We start from the raw sequence: 23,815 nt of genomic DNA, 5'->3' as shown, positions 1-23,815 counted from the left end.
TTGGAAGGAGGGACGCGTCATGAAAAGAGATTGCAGAGTTACGCCTGTTTCTGTACGTCTATCAGACGCGGCCTTCCTATAACGTATAAACAGCAATAAATCATTGCTGCTTTTAGTTAAGGCATGGTCTGCGTCAACAGCGCAGTACCATGCCTTTTTTGCTGGTGAAAGGCATATCGCTGCGGTATGCCTTTTTTTGCTTTTTAAGGTCATTGCGGCCTTTAAAAGATGGTCTGATTAGAGCCGCTGTGAATTCTGCAGCCAGTCTAACACTGCCATATAAATAACCGATTCCATTAAGAGGAGGAAATACGATGACCAGAAAAAGAATTGCCAGACTGCTTCTGAATGAAGGAGATCCAGATAGCGGCTAGTTTATGAGCAGAACGAAAGGGAGATGAACAAAGCATGTTTTCAGTTTTAGGAAAATTAAAGTGGTTTTTTAAGAAATACTGGCTTCGCTACACGATCGCGATCATTCTGCTTCAAATCGTAAACGTTATGGAGGTCATTCCGCCGAAGCTTCTTGGGACAGTTATTGATGAAATTAAAGCAGGAACGTTCTCGGCTCAATCATTAATGGTCTACATCGGTTTGTTTCTAGGGCTTGGCATTGTGACGTATACGATGACGTATTTTTGGATGTACAACTTGTTTGGAGGGGCTCAGCTTATCGAAAAGCTCCTCCGATCAAGATTTATGGGGCATCTCATCAGAATGACTCCTCGATTTTATGAGAAAAACCGGACAGGTGACCTGATGGCAAGAGCGACAAACGATTTAAAAGCAGTTTCGATGACAACCGGCTTCGGAATTCTTACTCTGGTTGATTCGAGCTTATTTATGCTGACCATTCTCTTCTCCATGGCGGTGCTGATCAGCTGGAAGCTGACGATCGCAGCCGTTCTGCCCCTTCCCTTAATGGCTGTTGCTATGAATTTGTACGGCAAGAAAATTCATGAACGGTTCATGAATGCGCAGGATTCGTTTGGAGACTTGAATGATAAAGTTCTTGAATCCGTTCAGGGTGTCAGAGTTTTAAGAGCCTTTGTCCAGGAAAAGCAGGATGTGCAGCGGTTTAGCAGCATGACCGATGATGTTTACCGTAAAAATGTGGAGGTAGCGAAGATTGATGCTCTTTTTGATCCAACCATTAAACTGCTTGTCGGGATGAGTTATATGATTGGCCTTGGGTATGGGGCCTATCTTGTTTTTAACCAGGAGCTGACACTCGGAGAACTTGTCTCATTTAATGTATACCTTGGTATGATGATCTGGCCGATGTTTGCCATTGGCGAACTCATTAACATCATGCAGCGCGGGAATGCTTCATTGGATCGTGTAAATGAAACGCTTGCCTATGAAGCGGATGTTAAAAATCATCAGCATCCCATTCAAATTGAAAATCCGGAGACGATTGAATTCCGGAATGTTACATTTCAATATCCATCTTCGGCATCAGAAAACCTTAAAATGCTGTCCTTTAAAGCGGAAAAGGGAGAAACAGTTGGGATTGTCGGAAAGACAGGCAGCGGAAAAACAACCATTATCCGCCAGCTGCTGAGACAATATCCGCTTGGTAACGGGGAAATTCTTATTGGAGGGGTCCCCATTCAGCGGATTCCGATGGAAACTCTGCAAAAATGGATTGGCTATGTTCCTCAGGACCATGTTCTTTTTTCAAGAAGTGTCCGTGAAAATATTCTCTTTGGAAAACCTGATGGGACGGAGGAAGATGTTGAAAAAGCGATTGAATCCGCCTTTTTCCGAAAAGACATCAGCATGCTCCCTGAAGGGCTGAACACCCTTGTGGGAGAGAAGGGCGTTGCCTTGTCAGGAGGCCAGAAGCAAAGGATTTCCATTGCACGGGCGCTCATTGCCGACCCGGAAATATTGATTTTGGATGACTCTCTTTCTGCTGTTGATGCAAAAACAGAATCCGCCATTATTGAAAATCTCCGCCGGGAGCGGGCAGGGAAAACGACCTTTATAACGACTCACCGCCTATCAGCAGTTGAGCATGCAGACCGGATTCTGGTTATGAATTCGGGAAGTGTGATTGAAGAGGGGACACATGAGCAGCTGATGAAAAATGACGGCTGGTACAAAACACAATATGAGCGCCAGCAGATAGAGGCGCAAAATGAAGGCGGGGTGGGCGCATGAATACCGGAAAACGTCTAGTTCAATACGCGCTCATTTATAAAAAAACATTGATTGCCGCTCTGCTGATGCTGACGGTTGCTGTCGGTGCGGAGCTTACAGGTCCGATTATTGCAAAGAAGATGATTGATGACCACATTATTGGAATTGAAAAACCCTGGTATGAAACAGAAACGGCGGGGAAAGATTCGGTTTCGTACAAAGGCCGTTTGTATAAGCGGGAAGACCGGTTTAATAAAGGGGAAGAAAAGGGAAGCGAGGTTCGGATTCTGCAGACCGAGCTTAATTATTATTTCATCCCTGAGCCTGTGGAAGGGGATGGAGAAAGAAAAGCGAAGGATGGGAAATTTTATATAACCAGCCGTGAGGGAGAAGCCTCATACCCTGCGGAGAAGCTTAGCAAGGATGAATTGCTTGAATTTTACAAACCCGAGGTAAACGGGATCATAACTTTAATGGCTCTTTATCTAGGACTGCTCGTATTAGCTTCGTTCTTTAATTACGGACAGAGGTTCTTCTTGCAGGTTACTTCAAACCGGATCATTCAAAAAATGAGACTGGACATCTTCGGGCACATTCAGCGTCTCCCGATAAACTATTTTGATAATCTGCCGGCCGGAAAAGTAGTGGCGAGGGTAACAAACGATACAGAAGCCATCAAAGAGCTTTATGTAGCGGTGCTTGCCACCTTCTTTACAAGCGCTATTTATATTACGGGAATCTTCATTGCACTTTTCCTGCTCGAGATGAAGCTGGCCCTGATCTGTCTTGTTATTCTGCCGATTCTTGTTCTTTGGACGATTACCTACCGTAAATTTTCTTCAGCTTATAACGAAAAAATCCGGACGCTAGTCAGCGATCTTAATGCCATGATCAATGAATCGATTCAAGGTATGACGATCATCCAGGCATTCCGCCGCCAAAAGGAGACGACGAAAGAATTTGAACAGCTGAATGAAGCGCATTTTCATTATCAGAACAAGCTGCTCAGCATCAATTCTCTGTTATCCCATAACATGGTCGGATTTATCCGTAATCTGGCATTTGTGGCCCTTATCTGGTATTTCGGCGGTGCCTCTATTACTCCGGGCTCAATGGTTTCTCTTGGTGTCCTGTACGCGTTTGTTGATTATTTAAACCGGCTTTTCCAGCCTATTTCAGGGATTGTGAACCAGTTTGCCCAGCTTGAACAGGCGCGTGTCGCCTCAAACAGGGTGTTTAGTTTGCTTGACGAAAAAGGGATTGACGTAGAGGAGGCAAACAACTGGCGCTATAAAGGCAATGTTGTGTTCGATCAGGTTTCCTTTGGTTATACGGAGGACCATGATGTGCTGAAAAATATTGATTTTGAAGCAAAGCAGGGTGAAACGGTTGCACTTGTGGGCCATACCGGATCGGGGAAAAGCTCGATCATGAATCTGCTTTTCCGCTTTTATGATGCAAGAACCGGAAAAATTACGATTGATGGAGTCGACATTAAGGATCTGTCACGTCAGGAAGTCAGGAATTATATGGGAATTGTTCTCCAGGATCCATTTTTATTTTCCGGTTCCATTGCTTCGAATGTAAGTCTGGAGAATGAAGATATTTCAAGAGAGCAAATTGAGAAGGCTTTAAAGGATGTAGGAGCTGAGAATCTTTTGAACAACTTGCCGAACGGCTTTGATGAGCCGGTGATTGAGAAGGGCAGCACTCTTTCATCGGGGCAGCGCCAGCTCATTTCTTTTGCCCGTGCACTTGCCTATAATCCGGCCATTCTCATTTTGGATGAAGCGACTGCAAGCATTGACACAGAAACGGAAACGGTCATTCAGGAAGCATTGGAAGTGCTGAAAAAAGGACGAACGACCTTTATCATCGCTCATCGCTTGTCTACAATCAAGAATGCCGACCAAATTCTTGTATTGGAGCGCGGAGAGGTCGTGGAAAAGGGAAGTCATGATGACTTGATGAAGCTTGAAGGGAAATATTTTCAAATGTATAAGCTGCAGCATGGGAAGCAAACCACGGGCAGCAGCCTGGCAGGATAGGAAAAAGACAAGAGAAAACCCGGGAAAGCTGCAAAAGCATTCCCGGGTTTTTATGTATGGTGTCAATAACAACTGAAGCATGACTTTGCATTCAAGACAGTCTGTTTCAGGCTAAGCCGGCCACCTGCCTGAAACGTAAGAGCACTTACTAAAACTAGTACGCCAAGCCTGCACGTTTCCTGATAAAGCTGGGATTTTGCCATTCTTTAAAAACAAAATCGGCTGTATCCTGAACAGAGATGGAGGTGCCGCCTTCAGGAAGAAATTCAGCTTCACAGCGGTACGATCCAGTCAATTTCCCGTCAGGAAGATAGGTTGGACAAGCAATGGTCCAATTTAATTCGGTTCGCAGCAGCATTTCATAGACCTTTGCATGCTCTTCCGCCGCTCTCGTTGAGCGCCTTTTTGATTCGTCTGATTGGTAGCGGTAAAGGGAAGGATTTGATCTGGCCTTCAGTATACCCGCTGTCCCGACGGTGATGATCCTTTTTATGCCGGCATGGGACGCTGCATCGATAATAGTAAACAAACCAGCAGATAAAGTGTCATCCCCATCCGTGTTTAAACAGCTGATTATGCTGCTGCATCCTTTAACCGACTCTTTAACCGCCTCCGGATTTCGGACATTTCCTTTAATGATTTCTGCAGACCCTGTATAAATATGCTTCTCAGGTGTTCTTACCAGGGCTCTAACAGGCTGTCCATTTTGAGCGAACATCCGGACAAGCTCCTGCCCCACTCTGCCCGTACTTCCAAAAACAGCTGTCTTCATTTTTGATCACTTCCTTTACTCCTAATGGTAACGCAGAGATGGGGGTAAGGAAAATAAAGATGCGTTCTAAAAGCCAAAACGAGCTGCTTGAATCTTAACCAGAACTCCCTATTCCATGAGAGGCTGCAATTTATGAGAAGCTCTCTAGGAGTTGCCCTAGGTACGGATTGTCCGGATAGTATCAAGCTGTCCCGTGTCATTGACCTGCTTTCGGTTTCATATAGCTTAAAAGGCAAAGACGGTATACCAAGTCTGTTTCCTGGATGAAATACAGCGATAAAAATCCAAGCAGACCCCAATCAAGCTGGGCATACATGAGTTCAACCCCTCCATTAAATTGTTTATACCATTATATGGAGGGGTGTTTTGTTTCGCTCCGGCCAAAATAAAAGAAGAGAGATGCGTGAAGCATCTCCCTTCGAATCCAAAGTATTTAATTAGCGAGCTCCGCCGAAAGACTGTTGAGCCATTTGTACTAGACGTTTTGTGATTTCTCCGCCTACAGAACCGTTAGCGCGAGCAGTAGTTTCTGCTCCAAGGTTTACACCAAACTCAGTAGCGATCTCATATTTCATTTGATCAATAGCTTGTTGTGCACCAGGTACTACTAGTTGGTTTGAGCTGTTGTTGTTTGCCATGTTTTTCAACTCCTATGCGTAAAATTTTGGTTGGGCCAGCTGGACTTGCACCAGCCGGAGAATCAGCATGTGAACCTCCTGCCACTATCGGCTGCCCCATTGTGTCTGCTACATTACGTATTATGTTTCAGCGATGAAATTTTCATCCAGTCTGGGAGTTGGTAAATAAATGTATAAACCTTTGGGGTTCACATATTTGAAGAGGAGAAGAGAAAAATACAGGGAGAACGCATGGAAAAGGAGTTTGAGTGAAATGAGGATTTGTCCCCTGTGCAATGGGCTGGAGGAGAAAGAGCCGCTTTGCAGAAACTGCCGCACAATCATGAAGGATCATGGAAGAACGGCAGATTACCTCGACGATTACAGTGCTTACATGGAGATTGACACGATGAAGCTGTTTGACGGAGATGTTGCCTCTCTGGAAAACCATTTATGTGTCCACCTGTTTTTCTGTCCTGTTTGCCTGCATGAGGAAACTCAGGGAATACAGGAATGAAATAGATTTCGTATATACGGTAAAAACCCAAGAAACGCTTATCCTGAAAGCGTTCCTTGGGTATCTTAATCATTTTTTGGGGTTCGGAGAGAACTCCATTAAATGTTTTTAGGCAAGTTCCGCCTTGGTCTGCTCGCTTGCAGGGCGAATTCGGAGTTCAGTATCTTTATCGAAGAAGTGAACTTTGTTCATATCAAACGCCAATGCGAGTGTTTGACCTGGGTCAATATCGGTACGGGAATCAACGCGAGCGATAAATTCCTGTCCGCCCACTTGAGAGTATAGCATGGTTTCTGCACCCATAAGTTCAGACACTTCAATTTTTGCATCAATTTTTGATCCGGAAGATGCGTCAACAAATACCGGCTCATCATGGATGTCTTCAGGACGGATCCCCATGGTGATCTCTTTGCCGATATAGCCTTGCTCGCGAAGGAACTTCATTTTCCCCTCTGGAACTGCCACTTTTTCGCTTGTCATTTCGAAGAATCCGTCCGTAAGTTTCCCTGTAAGGAAGTTCATGGCAGGAGATCCGATAAATCCGCCGACAAATACGTTTTCAGGCTTTTCGTATACTTCTTTAGGTGCTCCAACCTGCTGGATCAGCCCATCTTTCATAACGACAAGGCGAGTTGCCATTGTCATTGCTTCTGTCTGGTCATGCGTTACATAAATAGTCGTTGTCTGAAGGCGCTGATGAAGCTTGGAGATCTCTGCGCGCATTTGTACACGAAGCTTTGCATCCAAGTTGGAAAGCGGCTCATCCATTAAGAATACCTTTGCGTCACGCACGATTGCACGGCCTAATGCAACACGCTGGCGCTGACCGCCGGAAAGCGCTTTTGGCTTCCTGTCAAGGTATTGATCAAGTCCGAGGATTTTCGCTGCTTCTTTAACGCGGCGGTCAATCTCGTCCTTCGGAAATTTACGGAGCTTAAGGCCGAACGCCATGTTATCGTATACATTCATATGCGGATAAAGGGCGTAGTTTTGGAATACCATGGCAATATCACGGTCTTTAGGAGCCACATCATTCATGCGTTTGCCATCAATGACAAAATCCCCTTTGGAGATTTCTTCAAGCCCTGCGATCATCCGAAGCGTCGTCGATTTTCCACAGCCTGAAGGGCCAACGAATACGATAAATTCTTTATCTTTAATGTGAAGGTTAAAGTCGCTGACTGCTGTTACTTTATTGTCATAAATTTTGTGAATGGAATCCAATACTAATTCTGCCATGTTTTTTTCCTCCCAGTGTGATTGCATGTAATTAAATGAAAGCGTTTTTATATCTGCTTTCATTTTAGAAAATGGAAGGGAATGCGTAAATAGACAAGTTGCACAAAAAAATGAAAGGGCTTTCGTGCACGTTGCCTATTTGACCGGAGAGAGAGGATTTTCCATGTAAAGGATCAGCAGATAAACCGCAAGTGCATTAGCGAAGTATTTTACATCAATGCCGGTTCTCTCGATAAAACGGTCAATACGGTATTGCAGGCTGTTGCGGTGCATGTATAAAGCCTTAGAGGCAGATGATACATTCAAATTGCTTGAGAAAAATACCTTCAGCGTAGAAATCAGTTCATCCTCTTTAAGTGTATCAAGGAGCCGGTCAGAAATGGCGTTTCGAAGAAGGGGATAGCGGTTTCCTGTAAGAAAAAGAGGACAGGCCTCGTAAAAGGTTGCGGCCCTGCCCTTTGAGGAACTGCTATAGAGCTCATTAAAAATTTCTCTTTCTGCGAGAAACTTATCTTTCAGACGTTCATTGCTGTCATGAATCTGCCCGATAAAAAAAGCGGGCTCTATATAAAGATCACTAAGCAGGGAGGAGGAGAGGGCTGTAATGGATTCCATATCCATCAGACCTGAAGGTGCCTTTTCCACAATAACCGCTGCCTGGCTGGTTAGCCAGACAATGGGCGCTTCCTCCATAAAACCATTTACTGCTTCGCCAAAGGACCCTTTATCGTCCATACTGTCGCTAAATTCAGCATATATAAAACGGACAGGAAGCGTGTCAGGCGGGAGCGGATGCTCTTTTCCTGTTAAATAGTTGTACCAGGCTTTTTCGGTAACACTCCCGCCGCTAAAAGGGATGCAACCGCTGATCTCATTGGCGAATAAGGCTACAAGAAGCTGTTCTTCTTTTTCAGAGAGCCTTGATTTTTGAATCCCGAAACGTTCCCCGCTGCTTGTCTGGAACCATTTATAGTGATCTTTTCTGTCCGGATCAAACCCGGTGATGAAATCTTCCCCGTAGTATAACTGCAATTGCTGAAGCATGGCTTTACTCCTTCATTGAATTGGTTCTTTTATTATACCAGTCAAAAAGAAATGAATAAAAGGGGATCATTCTCACTCGTACACATGGAAAAGCATGAGCTCATGGATCTGTGACAGCAAGTGCTCTTCCTGGTCACCTGGCGGCAGGACTGTTCCCCACTCTACCTGTCCATTTTTATGGTAAATGCCATCGTAATGAGTTCCTTTAAAATAGAAGGATATCTTCCAGCCCGGCAAATTTGTTTGCTTGAAAAGCGGTTTCCACTGAAAATGCTGTACCATGACAATCACTCCTTTTTGCAGTCTTACTTAAGGAATACGGCAAAAAATGAAAAAACCCTTCTGCCAAAAAGTGGTCAAAAAGGGCGTTTTTCAGCAAGATGGATAAACAAACGGGCGAGATGGGAAATTCTGTATGATTCAATATGATGCTCGTCAAACTTCATCGGCTTGGAATTTACTTCATAGATATATAAATTGCCATGCCGATCAAGACCGGCATCAATTGAGAATTCTCCAATCAGGCCATAACGGGCAGCCAGTGCTTTTCCTGCGGTTTCGGCAATTAGATGAAGCTGAGCCTTATCCACTCTTTTTTCAATCAAATCAAAAGGAACGATTGTGCCTCCCGCTGGCACATGGGTGGTGAGATTTTGTCTGCTGGATACCCTGACCCCTGTTCCTGCCAAAACGTGGGTTTCCCCGTTAAACAGTCCAAGCAGGCGGAGATCATATTTCCTCCCATCAAGTAAATCAGAATCAATCGCCTGCTGAACAAGGACAGGGAAGTCCGAGATTTGCCTCCAGATCAAAGCATATTCCGTTTGATAAGGAGGGTCATCTATGGTTTCAGCAAGGACGCTTTGCCCGAACAGTGCCGTAAGCTTGATAATCCCTTTCCCTTTGCACTGATGGACAGGCTTTAAATAAATCTGTCCGAGCCTTTCTGTCCACTCTTTTATGTCCTCAAGCCTTTCCGCCATAGCCGTGATCGGCAAAAACCGGCGCAGAAGGGGAATCCCGTTAAGAGTCTGAAAGACTTCCCACTTGTTAAAAAAACCGGGGTTAAAAATTGTCCCCCGTTTTTCCTGGAGTGATTTGAGGCAATCGGCAGCGTTTTGTTCTGCTGCTCTGGTAGGGATGCGGTTGTATATAACATCCGGCAGCGGAGCTTTGATGACCCTCCATTGGTGCTTCTCAGCAAAAAAACTGTAACCTTCCGCGTATTTTTCTTTTATCCCTTCCGGAGTTAGAACGTAACAAAGCCCTCCAAGACGCGAGACTTCTCCAATCAGTTTTTTAAAATACCGTTCACTGCCGAGAAAGGACCGCTTCTTTTTGCCGGGTGATGTCAGGATGGCAATCCTCGGCTGGATGGCTGTCATTGGACGATGTCCTCAGGGGATTCAATCGATTTTCTCATTAAAAACATGGCGTAATCCAGAAATTGCCTTCTTGTCAGCAAATCCCCGTCCTTTAGCTTTGGATGGGAAAAGATCGATCGTCCCGGTTTGGAATTTGCTTCAAACAGCCATATTTTCCCTTGATGATCCAGACCTAAATCAAAGCCGATTTCTCCAATAAATCCGGATATCTCCCGATCAATACAGCGGCTGAGCAGGATCGATGCCTCCGTCAGATCATTCAGAACCCGGATGCGGTTCTGTGGATCATCGAAAAGCTCTTCAAGCGTCTTAACAATGCCTCCGCTGTTTAAATGGGTGGTCACACTGCCGCGGCCGGCAACCTTGGCAGCAATTGCTGTTACATTCCATTCACCTTCTGCGTTTTTGTTTGTGTGCACTCTGAAATCGATTGCCTGCTGCTCTTGGCGGATAAGATCGATTCCTTGCTGCGCAAGATAGGTTTCCAGTGTTCTCTCTTTAAAAGCATGCTTAAAAAAATGTTCGAGTGAGGGAAATCGCTTCAGTTTATTTTGAAAAGCTTCATCCCGGTATTTGCAGGTGTAGCATTCCCTTTTTCTGTCATACATGAGCTGAAATACACCAAGTCCAAGGCTGCCGTTTGAAGGTTTAAGGTAAATGCTTCTATAGGAGCTGAGCATCTGCTCCAGCTGCTCAAGAGACGGTCCAAGAACCGTTTCCGGCAAAAACCCTTTAGCTTCCGGAATGCTGGAAAGTGTTTGATGGATATCCCATTTATTGAAAAAGCCCGGATTGAACCAGGGAATTCCATACTCTTCTATGAGACGGCGTTTAACAAGCTTCAAAGCCTGGTGATTTTCGACTTTTCGGTTTGGCAGGCGGTCATACACGACGTTCGGGAAAGGCAATTCAAGCTCGCTCCATCCTTTTTGGCCGTATGTAAAGCCTCTAACCGTGCCGCTTTCCCAATTAATGTGATGAGCTCCAAAAACCACCGTATACATCCCGGCTGTTTGATCCATGCTCATCATTTTTGCAAAAAACAACGAACGTTCCCCTATTGGCCTCAGCAGGGAATCTGTAAACCCAGCTGTAAATATGCCAATCAGCGGACCGAGGTACAAGATGCCGTCATGGATGAGAATCCGTGTTTTCCCCGCAAATGGGAGCTTAAGTTTTTCTGCAAGTGCCGGATGCAGGCCGATGCTGTTATCATCATTCTCTTTAAATTCTGATGTGCAGGGAAGGCAGAATGTTCCAAACGCTGCATGGGTTACATCCTGAAAGACATCATGGCCCGAAGGAAATAGAAACTCAGGTCCGCTGTCATCCTTATCAAGTAAGTAAAGCGAATACATATCCGGCATAAAGGGATTCAAACTCCTTTCATCTAGTACGAGTAATAGTGGTACATCAAATCGGGTTTGCTTTGCTCCTGTCAGTCTGCATCAAATACTTGCAATAAGCGAGGGGAGCCTCGAACAGACTGTTCCTTTTTTCAGGGATGGTTTGCATAATCAGCTGTCTTCCGGGTTTTGAATTTACATCAAGAATCCAGATGGATCCGTCTCTCGAATAGCCGATATCAATACCGAGCTCAAATAATGGGGAGAAGGCTGCTTCAAGTGCTGGAGGCATCTCCTTCAGAATGGTGGCAAGGTCATCCTGGAAAAGAAAAGCTTGGCGGCGGGACAATCTGGACAGCCAATCCTCATAGGAAATGCTCTCTCCTCCGCTGCCGAGATTGGATATAAAAGATCCTTGATATCCTTTCCGGATTCCACGTCCGCGTTCTGTCCACATTCCTTTATCATCCTTCTGCATCAGAATCCTTATATCAAAAGGATACCGGTTCCGGTCTGAAAGGGGAAGGAGAGGCTGAACCATATAGGCAGAAGCGGCTTGTTTTAAAAATAAATCCATCCATTTTTCAAAGTCTTCAATCGAAGGAAAGGTCTTACTTTTCTTATGAACCCCGCTGTGATAAACAGCTTCAAGCGATTTGCCGCTTAACGTTAGAGCAATAATTCCGCGGCCCTGTGAACCGTAAACCGGTTTAAGCATGCACTGTCTTTCTCTTAACAAAAGCGGAAGAACATCCTTGGCTGTATGCAGCAGGGAAGTCTCCGGCAGATAAAAAGATAAGGTGGAGTCTTTTTTAATCGCTTCATAAACTGACCATTTATCGGGCAGCCCCTTTCCTAAAAAAATGGTGTCAGGCCTGTTTTTCAGCCATTCTGCTATAGGACGGGACTTGGAGGAGCGTGAGTCCTTGCTGTAAAAACACCGGTCATAAATAAAAGCCGGCAGGGACTGAAGAGTGGGGCTCCATCCTTCGTTCCCATATAAAAAGCCTTTGACAAGCACGGTGCCTGGCTGGATATCTGCTGGACAAAACCGGAAAACATTTAAACCATAGGCCTCGGCTCTTTTAGCAATTTCTGTCGAATACGATTTCTCAGCATCGTGGTGAAGCGTCATAAACCCTAATGTTTTTTCCACTCCCATTACACCCCGCTTTGCATACTTAAATAAAATCCATAATCCGCTACTGCTTTAGCGGATGGCCTAACCTTTACGTTCCCCGTTACATATTCTGAGCTTTTAGAAGGTTTAGAGTTAATTTCAATCATCCAAAGCCTGCCGTCCTCATCCAGCGTTAAATCAATTCCGAGCTCACCATAGCAGCCCGCTGCTGCTCGCTCCACAGCAAGACAAATTTCAATAGACAGCTCGGAAAGCATATGCCGCAGACTACGTCCTTTTCTTTCACCATATAGTTCATTCAGTATTTTTATGACGGAATAAGCAGCGCCTCCTTGATAGAGGTTTGAAACGAACGAGTTCTCAGAGGATACCCTCGCTGTCATGGAGGTCACTGCCCAGTTGTGTCCGCCTTTTTTGTGGCAAAGCATACGGAAATCCATCGGCTTATTGCGGTAGTGAATGATCCTGATGGTTTCCTGGAGCATATATGGCTCTCTGGATAGCCGGGGATGCATATGCCTGAATAATTCTTCGGTTTCGTTGAATGCGGATGGGGGACCAATTGATGAAGTGTCATCAAGTAAATAGCCGCTGTCCGTCTCCTTGATACGGAAGATTTTTTTCCCCTGGCTTCCATAAATCGGTTTGATGAAAAAATCCGCGTACAATTTGATGTACTCTTCGTAGTCTCTCTTTGAACCTAGTTTCCTGGAAGCTGGAATATAAGGCATGAGGACCGGATCGGCCTCCAGCCATTCATGAACCTCCCATTTGTTTAAAAAGCGTGAATTAAAATAAGAAATTCCGAGCTGATCAAATTCTGCGGCCGCTGCGGTGAATAAAAGATTTTGCTCCGTCCTCCGCTCATGCAGCCGGTTGTGAACCGCAGAGGGAAGCGGAACCGGAGCACGCTGCCATGTTTCATCATGGTAAATCCAGCCCTTTAATGGTTTCCCATTCCAGTCGTTTAAAGAAAAAAGATAAAAAAGTCCCCCTTTTTCCTTACAATAGGCCGCAAGCTCCTTACAATATTCCTCCATATTTCCAAGAGCTATTTTTCCGTCAGATGCCTTTATTCCCGTAAGGACAGCAAAAACAGGGCCGAGTGAAATGCTCTCTTGATTCATGCTTGCATGAAGCGACTTGCCGCTGAAGAGGATATCCGGCAATGAGGACGCGTCCAGAATGCTCTTGGACAGGGACAGAAAAATACTCTTATCATTTATAATTACGACCCGGACGGCCACACTATTCCTTCCAATCAGCAGGGAGGTTTGCCGCGGATAGGAAGACCATCCTGATTTTTGAAGAAGTCCTGTGCTGATTTGAATAGATGGAAACGGGTCATCATGGAGAAAAATATCGGTTTTTATCGAATTCATCACAATCCCTCATTTGCCGAATGGCTTAACTAGAACTATAATTTGTTCTAGGCATATGTCCGTATAAGCAGTTTATGGATTAAAGGAAAAGTATGTGAAGATATGGAGTGTTGAAATGAATGTATTGCTGACGTTTATCTTAATGATTGCCATTGGAGCTGCAATTGGCGGCATCACTAACCACCTTGCAATAAAGATGCTGTTCAGACCCTATAACCCCGTTTATCTTTTCGGGAAGAGACTGCCGTTCACACCTGGCCTTATCCCGAAGCGAAGAGATCAAATGGCAGAACAGATGGGCAAAATGGTAATTGAGCATCTTTTGACAGCCGAAGGGCTTAAAAAGAAAATGACCGAATCTGCATTCGGACAAGCCCTTGAGAAGTGGGCTGAAAATACAGTGTTTGATTGGATGGAAAAAGAACAGACGCTGCTTGCTGTACTGGAAAAGGCAGGGGTCAATCAGGCAGATGAAAAAACTGAAAAACTGGTCATCTCGATCATTGATGAAAAGTGGAGAAAGTTTCAGGAAGAAAATCAGGATAAAACCCTGTCAGAGCTTATGCCGCCCGCGCTTGAGGAAAAGCTCGATGCAAAGGCAAAAGAAGTGGCCCGCTATATTGTGCTTTCAGGCATTGCATATTTTGAAAGCTACGAGGGGCGGAACAGAATCCGGAATATGATTGATGATTTCCTTGCAGAACGGGGCCGCCTCGGCAGCATGATTCAAATGTTTACCGGAAACATGAACTTAACGGATCTTGTTCAGCCCGAGCTTCTTAAGTTCTTGAAAAATGGGGAAACCGAAGCATTTATAGGCGACCTGATTACGAGCGAATGGGAGAAGGCTAAAAAGCTTACGTTTAAACAAGTGAAAGCAAAGCTGAATGTTGATGAAGCAGCTGCAGATATGAAAAACCGTGCCATTCAGGCACTGGGAATCAGAGAAATTTATGGGAAGTCGGTCTATGAAATAACCGCTCCCTATCATCAAACCATCCGGGAATCATTGATTCCAAACATAGTCTCGATAGCAATAGGAGGCATTACCGGGAACATGGACAGCCTCTTGAAACAGATGAACCTGGAACAGATCGTCAAGGAGCAGGTTGATACGTTCTCCACTAAGAGGCTCGAGGAAATGGTTCTCTCGATTACGAGCAGCGAATTGAAAATGATTACTTACTTGGGTGCCCTGCTCGGAGGAATGATTGGCGTCGTTCAAGCAGTCATCGCAACAATGCAGGGATAGAAGACGGGTTCATCTATGAAAAACAAAAGCATTTCTGTTATAGTTGGAAGGGGTCCGAAACATGGACCGAAATTGAAGGAGGGCGATCACATGTCAACGAACCTATACAATGAGGCCAATGGTCTCGAAAAAGCGCTGCGTGAAAGCACAGAATATCAAGAGCTGAGAGCGCTGTATGATCAGGTGAACGCAGACGAAGCTGCTAAAAATATGTTCGATAACTTCCGGGACATCCAGCTTAAGCTTCAGCAAAAGCAAATGGCCGGGGAGGAAATCTCACAGGAAGAAGTCGATCAGGCTCAAAAGTCGGTTGCACTTGTTCAACAGAACCCGACCATCGCCAAACTGATGGAAGCCGAGCAGCGCATGAGCATGATCATCGCCGAACTGAATAAAATCATCATGAAACCGCTGGAAGAACTATACGGCGCGGTGGAATAGGGATAATGAAACCGCCTTTTAAGGCGGTTTTTTATTTTGGCCTCGCTCCACAGTCCCCGCTGAACCCCTGCAGCCAGTTTTTAAAGTTTTGAACGAAAAGTTAAAAATCCATATTTTATTGCCGGAAAACTTCAACAACGATCCCCTTTAAATATAAAAAATTTGAATTTCCAGTCTTTTTAGATAGTTTACTTGACTTATCGGAATTATCAACTTTAAAATGAATGTATAGATTGTTCGGCATGTCCCATCCAAAAAAACATAAATTGGATAGGAGAAAGGATTTCTATAGAGACAGGAAGGGGTAAAAAATGAACATATTCTGGTTTTTTCCGACTGCAGGAGACGGCCATTACTTAGGAACAAAGGTGGGAGAAAGGAAAAGCGGCATAGCGTATTTGAAGCAGATTGCCAGTGCGCTTGACAGCCTTGGATACGATGGGGCACTGCTGCCTACAGGAGCAAACTGTGAGGATTCGTGGGTAACCGCTTCCTATCTTTCATCCGTTACGGACAAATTAAAATTCCTGATTGCGCTTAGACCCGGATTGATGTCTCCGACTCTTTCCGCAAGAATGGCTGCTACATTTGATCGTTTTTCCGGAGGGCGCCTGTTATTAAATGTCGTAACAGGAGGCGACCCTGCGGAACAAGCAGGATTCGGAAGCTACCATAGCCATGACGAACGATATGAAGTTACCGATGAATTTTTAGATATTTGGAGACAGGTTATGGAAGGAAAACGGGTAAATTACAATGGGAAGCATCTGGATGTTACGGGTGCAGCCATTCCGGAGCCTCCTGTTCAGACTCCATACCCGCCGCTTTACTTTGGCGGTTCTTCCCCGGCCGGAAAAGCGGTTGGAGCAAAGCATGCAGATGTCTATTTGCTATGGGGACAGCCGCCTTCCCAAATTAAAGAAAAAATTGAAGAAATGAAGGAGAGGGCGGCTGCGGAAGGAAGAACGCTTACCTTCGGAATCCGCCTTCATGCGATCGTCAGGGAAACGGAAAAGGAAGCCTGGGAGGCTGCGGAGCGGCTCATCAGTCATGTGAATGAGGAAGTAATCCGGACGTTTGCGGAACGGCACGGCACTTTTGATTCTGCTGCCCAAACCACTCAATCCTCTCTTCACGGCGGTTCGAAAATCCGTTCAGATCTTGAAATCTCACCAAACCTCTGGGCAGGAATCGGGCTGGCTCGTGAAGGGGCAGGAACTGCCATTGTCGGGGATGCTGATATCGTGACGGAACGGTTAAGAGAATACGAAGAAGCGGGTGTCGATACCTTTATTTTGTCAGGCTATCCGCACCTTGAAGAAGCATACCGTTTTGCAGAGCTCGTTTTTCCTAAGCTGAAATCTCATTTAGCTGTGAATTGAGGTTTCTGCTTATAAGATTCTCTTGTGAAGCCGCTTTTAGTAAGGTTAAGCGGCTTTTTTGCTTTGATTTAAGTGTTTAGGTAAAAAAATGTGAGGTGTCCGGGCTAAGAACTTGATGGTTTGTTAAAACACCTTGCTTTGTGGCGGTATTATGAGTAACTGAAAGAGGTTACCGGCCGGAATTACAGTGTATCTGCCTGGATGTTCATTTTATTGTCCGTACTCAATGAGATATTGTCCGTACTTTCATTTTATTGTCCGTACTTATAAAGATATTGTCCGTACTTTCAATATATTGTCCGAAATTCAGATATAAAGACTTTTCGATATCATTCGACACAATTTTTTCGTAGAATCCGATCCTAATTCGCAAAAACTAAATAAGCCTATCCATAGGAGGAAGGCTGTCAAAACTGGACCGTCTGAAAGAGTGAAATGGTCATAATTAACGTTGATAAGGTCCAAGCGGACAATAAGGCCACTATTTTTGGCCTGTTCTTTTCATTCGGCTTTTCTGACGGAGAAAGCTCCAGGGATCCTGTACTCCATGTGACAATCGATGCAATAGCTGCTAAAAAGAGAAACACATTCCGCCTCCTGCTAAGAAGTTTTAGGAAAAACTTAGAGCCTGAAAAGAGAACGCTTTTCCTTACCGGAATACCATACAATAGAAAAAGCTTCAGACACCCAGTCGAGAGCATAGCCAAAGCGTGTCCGGGCCTTAAATTTTGAATCCGCTGCGTGTACAAGGCCGAAGAAAATCCGTAAATCCAAAGAGAAAGATTCAATCCGCTCTTGCTAAATTTGAAAACGCTTGCCATAATACATGTAAGTGCTTTCTTACTAACATTATTAAAATAATTAATTTTCTGGAAGTTGGTCAGGTTAATAGCAGGGGGTGAACGGATGACGAGTCATCTCGTTGGAAGCTTTCAATTAATGAAATCGCTTAACAAATCTTTAATTCTCAACACTATCCGTTCTACTGGCGGTATATCGAGGGCAGAAATTGCAAAGAAAACAAAGCTGACACCTCCTACAGTAACGAATATTGCCAATGAGCTGCTGCGGGCCGGGCTGGTAGTTGAAGGGAAGCAAGGACCTTCGAGCGGGGGGAGAAAACCGATTATTTTGAAAATTAATTCCCGTTCTTTCTTTGTTGCCGGAGTAGATGTAGGTGTAAGTAAGATTCGCTTCGCGATAACGGATCTTGAAGCGAAAATTGTCCTCCAGAGCACCGTTCCCATTCACCACTCCATGACGGAAGAAGCTTTAGTAGGCATGATGATCTCCGAACTTAGAAAACTAATAAAAGAGGCAGAGATTTCTAACGATAAACTGATTGGCATCGGGATCGGCATGCATGGAATTGTGAATGCCTCTAAAGGTGTGGCCCTCTTTGCACCGAATCTTCACCTTAAAAATATTCCCCTGAAGCAGCGGCTGGAGGAAGAATTTCAAACTCTGGTAAAAGTTGAAAATGATGCCCGGGCCATGGCGCTTGGGGAATCCTGGTTCGGCAACGGGGCAGGGGCGGAGGATCTGATCTGTGTAAATGTGGGCTACGGCATCGGTGCAGGAATACTCATGAATAACAAATTATTCAGGGGGCGGCACGGGCTTGCTGGAGAAATCGGACATACGGCTGCAGATTTAAATGGACCGAAATGCACGTGCGGAAATTACGGATGTCTTCAAACGTTAGCCGCACATGATGGTTTAAAGCGGGCAGCTATGAGAGAGATTTCGTTTGGCAGAAAAACGCTGATCACTGAGTTGATAAAAGGAGATGAAAACCAGATAAGCGGAGAGCTGCTTTACAGAGCAGCTTTACAGGGAGATGAACTGGCGATTGAAATTTTCAGGAATGCCGGACGGTATCTTGGAACCGCTATCACCAATCTGATTCACATCATGAATCCTTCCAAAATTATTATCGGCGGAGGGATTTCAAAGGCGGGCCATTTTATTATGGATCCGATTAGAGAAGTGGTGAAGCAGCGGGCGCTTAATGATGATGCAAAGGAAACAGTGATTGTGGAATCAGGTCTTGGTGATCATGCGGCCCTTATTGGCTCAGTTACACTCATTCTGGCTGAGATGTTTTCTATTCATTATGAGAACCGGAAAGAGATTTTATAAGGTTTATAGATATAAGGGGTGAGGTTCCTCCTTTGAGATGGAGCAGGCGGGATTCGCAGGCGCGCAGCATCATACGGCCACGCCTCCGGATGCATGCTTGTTAGTTCAGCAGCCGGGGGCGGTGTACCTTTGCAAAGTTAGTTTTGTAATTTAATTAAGTAATGGTTTCTCAGCGGGATATTAAAGGAGGAGGGAAATGATGAAAAAAATAAACGTAAGGCTATGTCTGATCCTATTGTTTGGTTTGCTTGCAGGCTGTTCGGGAAGCAAGGCGGAAAATCCTAATAAGCTGACGGCGTGGGTATGGAACGTCAATGTACCGGTCCTTGAGGCTGCGGAAAAGCGCTACCAAAAAGACCATCCCGAATTTGAGCTCGATATTGTCGAAATGGGTACAGCAGATGTTTATCAAAAGCTGACGACTGGCCTGCTTGCAGGGGGGCAGGGACTCCCGGACATAGTCCTTGTTGAGGATGACCGGATTCAAGGATACATTCATTCCTTCCCGGATGCTTTTCTGAATCTGACTGAACAGGGATTTGATAAAGAAAAAGCGGCCCAGTTTCCAGAGTTTAAACGAGATCTGGTTTCAAAGGAAGGGGATTTGTATGCGTTCCCTTTTGATGCCGGACCTACAGGAATGTTCTATAGAACGGATATTTTCGAAAATGCCGGTATAGAAGCTGAAGACATTAAGACGTGGACGGACTATGCGGAAGCCGGAAAAACCATTAAAGAAAAAACCGGAAAAGATATGATTGGCCTTGATTTAAATGGAGATGACGGGCTGTATCGAATGATGCTGAATCAGCAAGGGACCTTTTATTTTGATAGTAATGAGGAGCCAAATCTAACTTCTCCTGAATCCTACCGGGCAATGGAAGTCCATAGACAGCTGAAAGAAGCAGATCTTATTAAAAATACGGTAGGATGGGATGCCTGGATTGGTTCCATGGTGCAGGGGGATGTAGCGACAGCCCCATCCGGAGCATGGCTTGCAGGTTCCATTGAACAGCAGGGAAAAGAATCTGCAGGGAAATGGGGAGTGATTCCGCTCCCGGCGTTTAAAGAAGGGGGCAACCGTGCTTCAAACCTTGGAGGCAGCAACTATACGATTATGAAATCCTCAAAAAATCCTGAAGCAGCTTATGATTTCCTGGAATATTTCTCTACAGATGAACAGACGCAGGTTGAGGCGATGAAGGGCGGTCTTTTCCCTTCTCTTACATCCACCTATGATGAACCTGTTTTTACTGAGGGGGTCAGCTTCTTCGGGGGACAGGCAATCTGGAAGACTCTGGCTGATCAGATGGACGATATTCCTTCCGTCAATTACACCGGATCCTTCCCATACGCGAAGGATGAAGCCGTTAAAGCCCAATCAGAAGCTATGAGCGGCAAACTTTCTATCCAGGAGGCCTTCAAGGCGGCGCAAAAACGCTTGAAAAACAGAATGCTTTAAAAAAATAGAAGAAGCTTATGAGCTCCTTCTCGAAAAGGCGGGATTGCTAATGATTCGTTCACGTATGTTTCCATATTGGTTTCTGGCACCGGCACTGATCTTGTTTATCATCTTCACCGTGTATCCGGTAATCGCCTCGTTCATATTGAGTTTTCAAAAATTTGAAGCGGGGGCTTATGTGTTTAATGGTTTAAACAACTACATCCGCCTGTTCAATGATGAAATCTTTTGGACAGCGCTTAAAAACACATTTATCATTTTTATTTTTCAGGTGCCGGTAATGCTTTTGCTCGCCCTGATCCTCGCAGGTGCCCTGAACAGCCAGCTGTTGAAGCTGAAGGGGTTTTTCAGGGTATCCTTCTTCCTTCCCGCAGTAACCTCTCTCGTTGCGTACTCGATCCTTTTTTCGATTATGCTTCAGGAAGAGGGGATAATTAACAATGCCCTAAGCTACCTTGGCATTGCGGCAGTCCCTTGGCTTACTGATGGTTTTTGGGCAAAGGCATCCATTATTCTGGCTATGACGTGGAGATGGACAGGCTACAATATGGTGATTTTCCTGGCAGCACTTCAAAACATCCCAGAAGAAATCTATGAGGCAGCATCTCTTGATGGGTCTGGTAAAATAAGACAATTCTTTTACATTACCATTCCACAGTTAAAGCCTGTCATTTTATTCGCCGGAACCTTAAGTACAATCGGTACGCTTCAATTGTTTGATGAGCCCTTCAACCTCACGAACGGGGGGCCGGCAGATGCGACAATGACGCTTGGGCTGTACATCTATGAAAATGGCTTTGAATATTTCCAGTTCGGCTATGCTTCAGCAATTGCCTATGTAGTCGTGGTCCTTGTGGCGGTCTTAACCTTCATCCAATTTAAAGTGGCAGGTGATCGATAATGAAAACATCCAGCTATACAGCTGCAGCTCATCAAAAAAACAGCCGGAATCTTCCGCAGAAGATTGGAATGTATGTGCTTCTGGGCGTGTTTCTGATTATATCCATTTTTCCTTTTTACTGGATGTTCATTGGTTCTACAAATGAATCAGGAAAAATGTTTACAAACCCGCCGACATTTCTCCCTGGGACAAAGTTTGCAGAGAATTTGCAAAACCTTAACTCCACCATTGATGTAACGAGAGTATTGTTTAACTCATTGTTTGTATCGCTGATTTATGTCGTCTCGGCCCTGATCGTATGCTCATTAGCAGCCTATGCTCTTGCTAAGTTCGAATTTAAGGGGAGAAACCTGATTTTCACTGCATTTTTGCTTTCAATGATGATCCCTTATCAGGCTACTTTGATTCCGCTATTCCAGATGATGTCTTCTGCGGGCTTGCTTAACACCTATTTTGCGGTGATTGCTCCGCAGATCTGCTATCCGTTTGCGATTTTTCTGCTGAGGCAAAATTTCCTGGCCTTTCCGACTGAGCTTATTGAGGCAGCCCGCCTTGACGGAGCAGGTGAGCTCAAAATCTTCGCAAAGGTAGTTATGCCTGCAATGCGGCCTTCACTTGCTGCAGCATCTATTTTTCTATTTATGACACAATGGAACAATTTCCTGTGGCCGCTCGTTGTCCTGAACGATTCATCTATGCATACGTTCCCTGTTGCTCTTTCCAGTCTGCTTGGTCTCTCCTATATCGATTATGGACAAGTCATGACCGGAGTTTCCATCGCAACCATCCCGATTATTATTTTCTTCCTTGTTCTGCAGAAACAGTTTATTTCGGGAATGCTTGGAAGCGCGGTTAAATAAGGAGGGTACACATGCTTACAGAAAAAGACGGCCGGTTCTGGCTCGACGGCAAGCCATTTGTAATCCTATCCGGAAGCATTCATTATTTCAGGGTCGTTCCAGAGTATTGGGAGGACCGTCTTGAAAAACTGAAAATGCTTGGCTTGAATACGGTTGAGACGTACATTCCATGGAACGTTCACGAACCGGAAAAAGGGTACTTTCGATTTGAGGGGCTGGCCGATATAGAAGGATTTATAAAGGCTGCTCAAAAGCTGAAGCTGCATGTTATTTTAAGACCGGCACCTTATATATGTGCGGAGTGGGAGTTCGGAGGTCTCCCGGCATGGCTGCTGAAGGGAAAGGATATGGAGCTCCGGAGCTCAGATCCGGCTTTCCTGGAGCATCTGACAGACTATTTTCAAGTTCTGCTGCCGAAGCTTGTTCCGTACCTCAGTACTAATGGCGGGCCTGTCATTGCGGTGCAGATTGAAAATGAATATGGGGCTTACGGGAATGATCAAGTCTATTTAACCTATTTAGAGGATTTGTATAAAACGTCGGGCATCGATGTACTGCTTTTTACATCTGATGGTCCTGAATATATCAAGCACGGTTCCCTGCAAAATGCTGTAACTGCCTTGAATTTCGGATCAAGGGCAGAGGATGCGTTTCAAAAGCTGAAATCCTTCAAGCCCGGGTCTCCGCTCATGTGCGCAGAATTTTGGATAGGCTGGTTTGACCACTGGGGCGGTGAGCATCATAGACGGGATTCAGCCGATATGACAGCTGTATATGAAGAGATGCTTTCGAAAGGGGCGTCGGTTAATTTTTACATGTTCCATGGAGGAACGAACTTCGGGTTTATGAACGGGGCAAACCATTATGAGGCTTATACGCCGACCATCACAAGCTATGATTATGATGCGTTGCTGACAGAATGGGGGGACCCTTCTAAGAAGTATTTTGAGGTCAAGAAAATTCTTAAGAAAATAGTGGAAGTTCCTGAAGAAATTCCGGCACCTGCTGTTAAAAAGACGTATGGGCAGGTATTGCTTACCGAGCAAACGAGCCTGTTTCATACAATCGCCAGTAAAACCCCGGTTAGTACGACCGGCCCCCGTTCCATGGAAGTGTATGGACAAAACTATGGCCTGATCTTATATCGTACGAACGTCGAAAAGCAAGGTGATCTGGAGCTGGATATCTCCCCGATCAGGGACAGGGCGTTCATCTATATCAATGGACAGCATGTAAAAACCGTGTACCGCAATGATCAGGAAAAAATGATCAGGCTGCCATTTGATCTTCCTGTGAATACCCTTGAGATTCTGGTGGAAAATATGGGCCGGGTCAATTACGGCAAGCACTTAAAAGACCGTAAAGGGATAATTGAGAATCTTTGGATTGGCGGACAATACTGGTTTAACTGGGAAGTGGTACCGCTCAGTCTGGAGGGCGGTGACTTGGAATGGATAGCCGGATCGGATCATCGATTCCCAAAGTTTTTCAAGAGTACAGTAAACGTTCAGGAACGCGCTGACACATTTGTTGATATGACCGGATGGACGAAAGGATTTGTATGGGTGAATTCTTTCAATCTTGGCCGCTACTGGCAGCCGCAAGGTCCACAGCAGCGGCTATATATCCCTGCACCGCTTTTAAGAGAAGGAGAAAACGAGATCCTTGTGCTGGAGCTCGAGGGTACGGATACCAGCATGATCAGCTTACTGGACCAGCCGATGCTAGGCTAAGAGGAG

General features: G+C 45.1%; 21 protein-coding genes. 12 read left to right on the top strand and 9 right to left on the bottom strand.

What is annotated here, in order from left to right; all coding sequences use genetic code 11:
* Positions 1 to 408 precede the first annotated feature (408 nt).
* Entirely contained in the window at positions 409 to 2,166 is a 1,758-nt protein-coding gene (locus tag ACQCV8_RS16060) for an ABC transporter ATP-binding protein (protein ID WP_426846096.1), read from the top strand.
* The gene (locus ACQCV8_RS16055) at positions 2,163 to 4,193 is read left to right on the top strand and encodes an ABC transporter ATP-binding protein (RefSeq protein ID WP_426846093.1); all 2,031 of its coding nucleotides are present in this window, start codon (positions 2,163 to 2,165) and stop codon (positions 4,191 to 4,193) included. The genes ACQCV8_RS16060 and ACQCV8_RS16055 overlap by 4 nt, the downstream gene beginning before the upstream one ends.
* Before the next feature lie 154 nt (positions 4,194 to 4,347).
* Here ACQCV8_RS16055 and ACQCV8_RS16050 read toward each other — a convergent pair whose 3' ends face one another.
* Both ACQCV8_RS16050 and ACQCV8_RS16045 read right to left on the bottom strand, forming a co-directional pair.
* A complete protein-coding gene (locus ACQCV8_RS16050; RefSeq protein ID WP_426846091.1) occupies positions 4,348 to 4,965 on the bottom strand; it encodes an NAD(P)-dependent oxidoreductase in 618 nt (205 codons plus the stop codon).
* A gap of 437 nt (positions 4,966 to 5,402) precedes the next feature.
* A complete protein-coding gene (locus ACQCV8_RS16045) occupies positions 5,403 to 5,603 on the bottom strand; it encodes a small, acid-soluble spore protein, alpha/beta type (RefSeq protein ID WP_426846089.1) in 201 nt (66 codons plus the stop codon).
* A 253-nt stretch (positions 5,604 to 5,856) separates the two neighbouring features.
* On the opposite strand from ACQCV8_RS16045, the gene ACQCV8_RS16040 reads away from it, so the two are divergent.
* A complete protein-coding gene (locus tag ACQCV8_RS16040; protein ID WP_426846087.1) occupies positions 5,857 to 6,099 on the top strand; it encodes a hypothetical protein in 243 nt (80 codons plus the stop codon).
* Positions 6,100 to 6,207: 108 nt separating this feature from the next.
* Here the strand turns inward: ACQCV8_RS16040 and ACQCV8_RS16035 are convergent, their stop codons facing one another.
* The 7 genes from ACQCV8_RS16035 to ACQCV8_RS16005 form a co-directional block, all read right to left on the bottom strand.
* Complete coding sequence (locus ACQCV8_RS16035; RefSeq protein ID WP_426846085.1) at positions 6,208 to 7,338, bottom strand: ABC transporter ATP-binding protein; 1,131 nt, start codon at positions 7,336 to 7,338, stop codon at positions 6,208 to 6,210.
* Positions 7,339 to 7,473: 135 nt separating this feature from the next.
* Positions 7,474 to 8,382, bottom strand: coding sequence for a helix-turn-helix domain-containing protein (locus ACQCV8_RS16030; protein ID WP_426846083.1), 909 nt, complete (start codon positions 8,380 to 8,382; stop codon positions 7,474 to 7,476).
* A gap of 72 nt (positions 8,383 to 8,454) precedes the next feature.
* Complete coding sequence (locus ACQCV8_RS16025; protein WP_426846081.1) at positions 8,455 to 8,664, bottom strand: YheE family protein; 210 nt, start codon at positions 8,662 to 8,664, stop codon at positions 8,455 to 8,457.
* A gap of 74 nt (positions 8,665 to 8,738) precedes the next feature.
* Entirely contained in the window at positions 8,739 to 9,767 is a 1,029-nt protein-coding gene (locus tag ACQCV8_RS16020; RefSeq protein WP_426846079.1) for a YheC/YheD family protein, read from the bottom strand.
* Entirely contained in the window at positions 9,764 to 11,134 is a 1,371-nt protein-coding gene (locus ACQCV8_RS16015) for a YheC/YheD family protein (protein WP_426846077.1), read from the bottom strand. Before ACQCV8_RS16015 ends, ACQCV8_RS16020 begins: the two co-directional genes overlap by 4 nt.
* A 46-nt stretch (positions 11,135 to 11,180) precedes the next feature.
* On the bottom strand, positions 11,181 to 12,269 hold the full coding sequence (locus tag ACQCV8_RS16010) for a YheC/YheD family protein (protein WP_426846075.1): 1,089 nt from the start codon (positions 12,267 to 12,269) through the stop codon (positions 11,181 to 11,183).
* Positions 12,270 to 12,274: 5 nt separating this feature from the next.
* A complete protein-coding gene (locus tag ACQCV8_RS16005; protein ID WP_426846073.1) occupies positions 12,275 to 13,636 on the bottom strand; it encodes a YheC/YheD family protein in 1,362 nt (453 codons plus the stop codon).
* A 115-nt stretch (positions 13,637 to 13,751) separates the two neighbouring features.
* On the opposite strand from ACQCV8_RS16005, the gene ACQCV8_RS16000 reads away from it, so the two are divergent.
* The 9 genes from ACQCV8_RS16000 to ACQCV8_RS15960 all read left to right on the top strand — a co-directional run bounded on the left by ACQCV8_RS16000 (position 13,752) and on the right by ACQCV8_RS15960 (position 23,809).
* A complete protein-coding gene (locus ACQCV8_RS16000) occupies positions 13,752 to 14,888 on the top strand; it encodes a DUF445 domain-containing protein (protein WP_426846071.1) in 1,137 nt (378 codons plus the stop codon).
* 90 nt (positions 14,889 to 14,978) lie between these two features.
* Complete coding sequence (locus ACQCV8_RS15995) at positions 14,979 to 15,329, top strand: YlbF family regulator (RefSeq protein WP_426846069.1); 351 nt, start codon at positions 14,979 to 14,981, stop codon at positions 15,327 to 15,329.
* A gap of 311 nt (positions 15,330 to 15,640) precedes the next feature.
* Positions 15,641 to 16,711 (top strand): FMNH2-dependent alkanesulfonate monooxygenase, encoded by a 1,071-nt coding sequence (gene ssuD, locus ACQCV8_RS15990; protein WP_426846067.1) that lies wholly within the window; start codon positions 15,641 to 15,643, stop codon positions 16,709 to 16,711.
* Between the two features lie 435 nt (positions 16,712 to 17,146).
* Positions 17,147 to 17,443 (top strand): hypothetical protein, encoded by a 297-nt coding sequence (locus ACQCV8_RS15985; protein WP_426846065.1) that lies wholly within the window; start codon positions 17,147 to 17,149, stop codon positions 17,441 to 17,443.
* Positions 17,444 to 17,617: 174 nt separating this feature from the next.
* A complete protein-coding gene (locus tag ACQCV8_RS15980; RefSeq protein WP_426846063.1) occupies positions 17,618 to 18,853 on the top strand; it encodes an ROK family transcriptional regulator in 1,236 nt (411 codons plus the stop codon).
* A gap of 196 nt (positions 18,854 to 19,049) precedes the next feature.
* The gene (locus tag ACQCV8_RS15975) at positions 19,050 to 20,315 is read left to right on the top strand and encodes an ABC transporter substrate-binding protein (protein WP_426846061.1); all 1,266 of its coding nucleotides are present in this window, start codon (positions 19,050 to 19,052) and stop codon (positions 20,313 to 20,315) included.
* A 49-nt stretch (positions 20,316 to 20,364) separates the two neighbouring features.
* Positions 20,365 to 21,216 carry a carbohydrate ABC transporter permease gene (locus ACQCV8_RS15970; RefSeq protein WP_426846059.1) on the top strand — a complete coding sequence of 284 codons (852 nt, stop codon included), beginning with the start codon at positions 20,365 to 20,367 and terminating at the stop codon, positions 21,214 to 21,216.
* The gene (locus ACQCV8_RS15965; protein ID WP_426846057.1) at positions 21,216 to 22,076 is read left to right on the top strand and encodes a carbohydrate ABC transporter permease; all 861 of its coding nucleotides are present in this window, start codon (positions 21,216 to 21,218) and stop codon (positions 22,074 to 22,076) included. Before ACQCV8_RS15970 ends, ACQCV8_RS15965 begins: the two co-directional genes overlap by 1 nt.
* An 11-nt stretch (positions 22,077 to 22,087) precedes the next feature.
* Positions 22,088 to 23,809 carry a glycoside hydrolase family 35 protein gene (locus ACQCV8_RS15960; protein WP_426846055.1) on the top strand — a complete coding sequence of 574 codons (1,722 nt, stop codon included), beginning with the start codon at positions 22,088 to 22,090 and terminating at the stop codon, positions 23,807 to 23,809.
* Positions 23,810 to 23,815 lie beyond the last annotated feature (6 nt).

It is taken from the genome of Metabacillus sp. 84, assembly GCF_050107715.1.
Lineage (GTDB): Bacteria > Bacillota > Bacilli > Bacillales > Bacillaceae > Metabacillus_B.
This window is presented reverse-complemented; position numbering and strand designations above follow the sequence as displayed.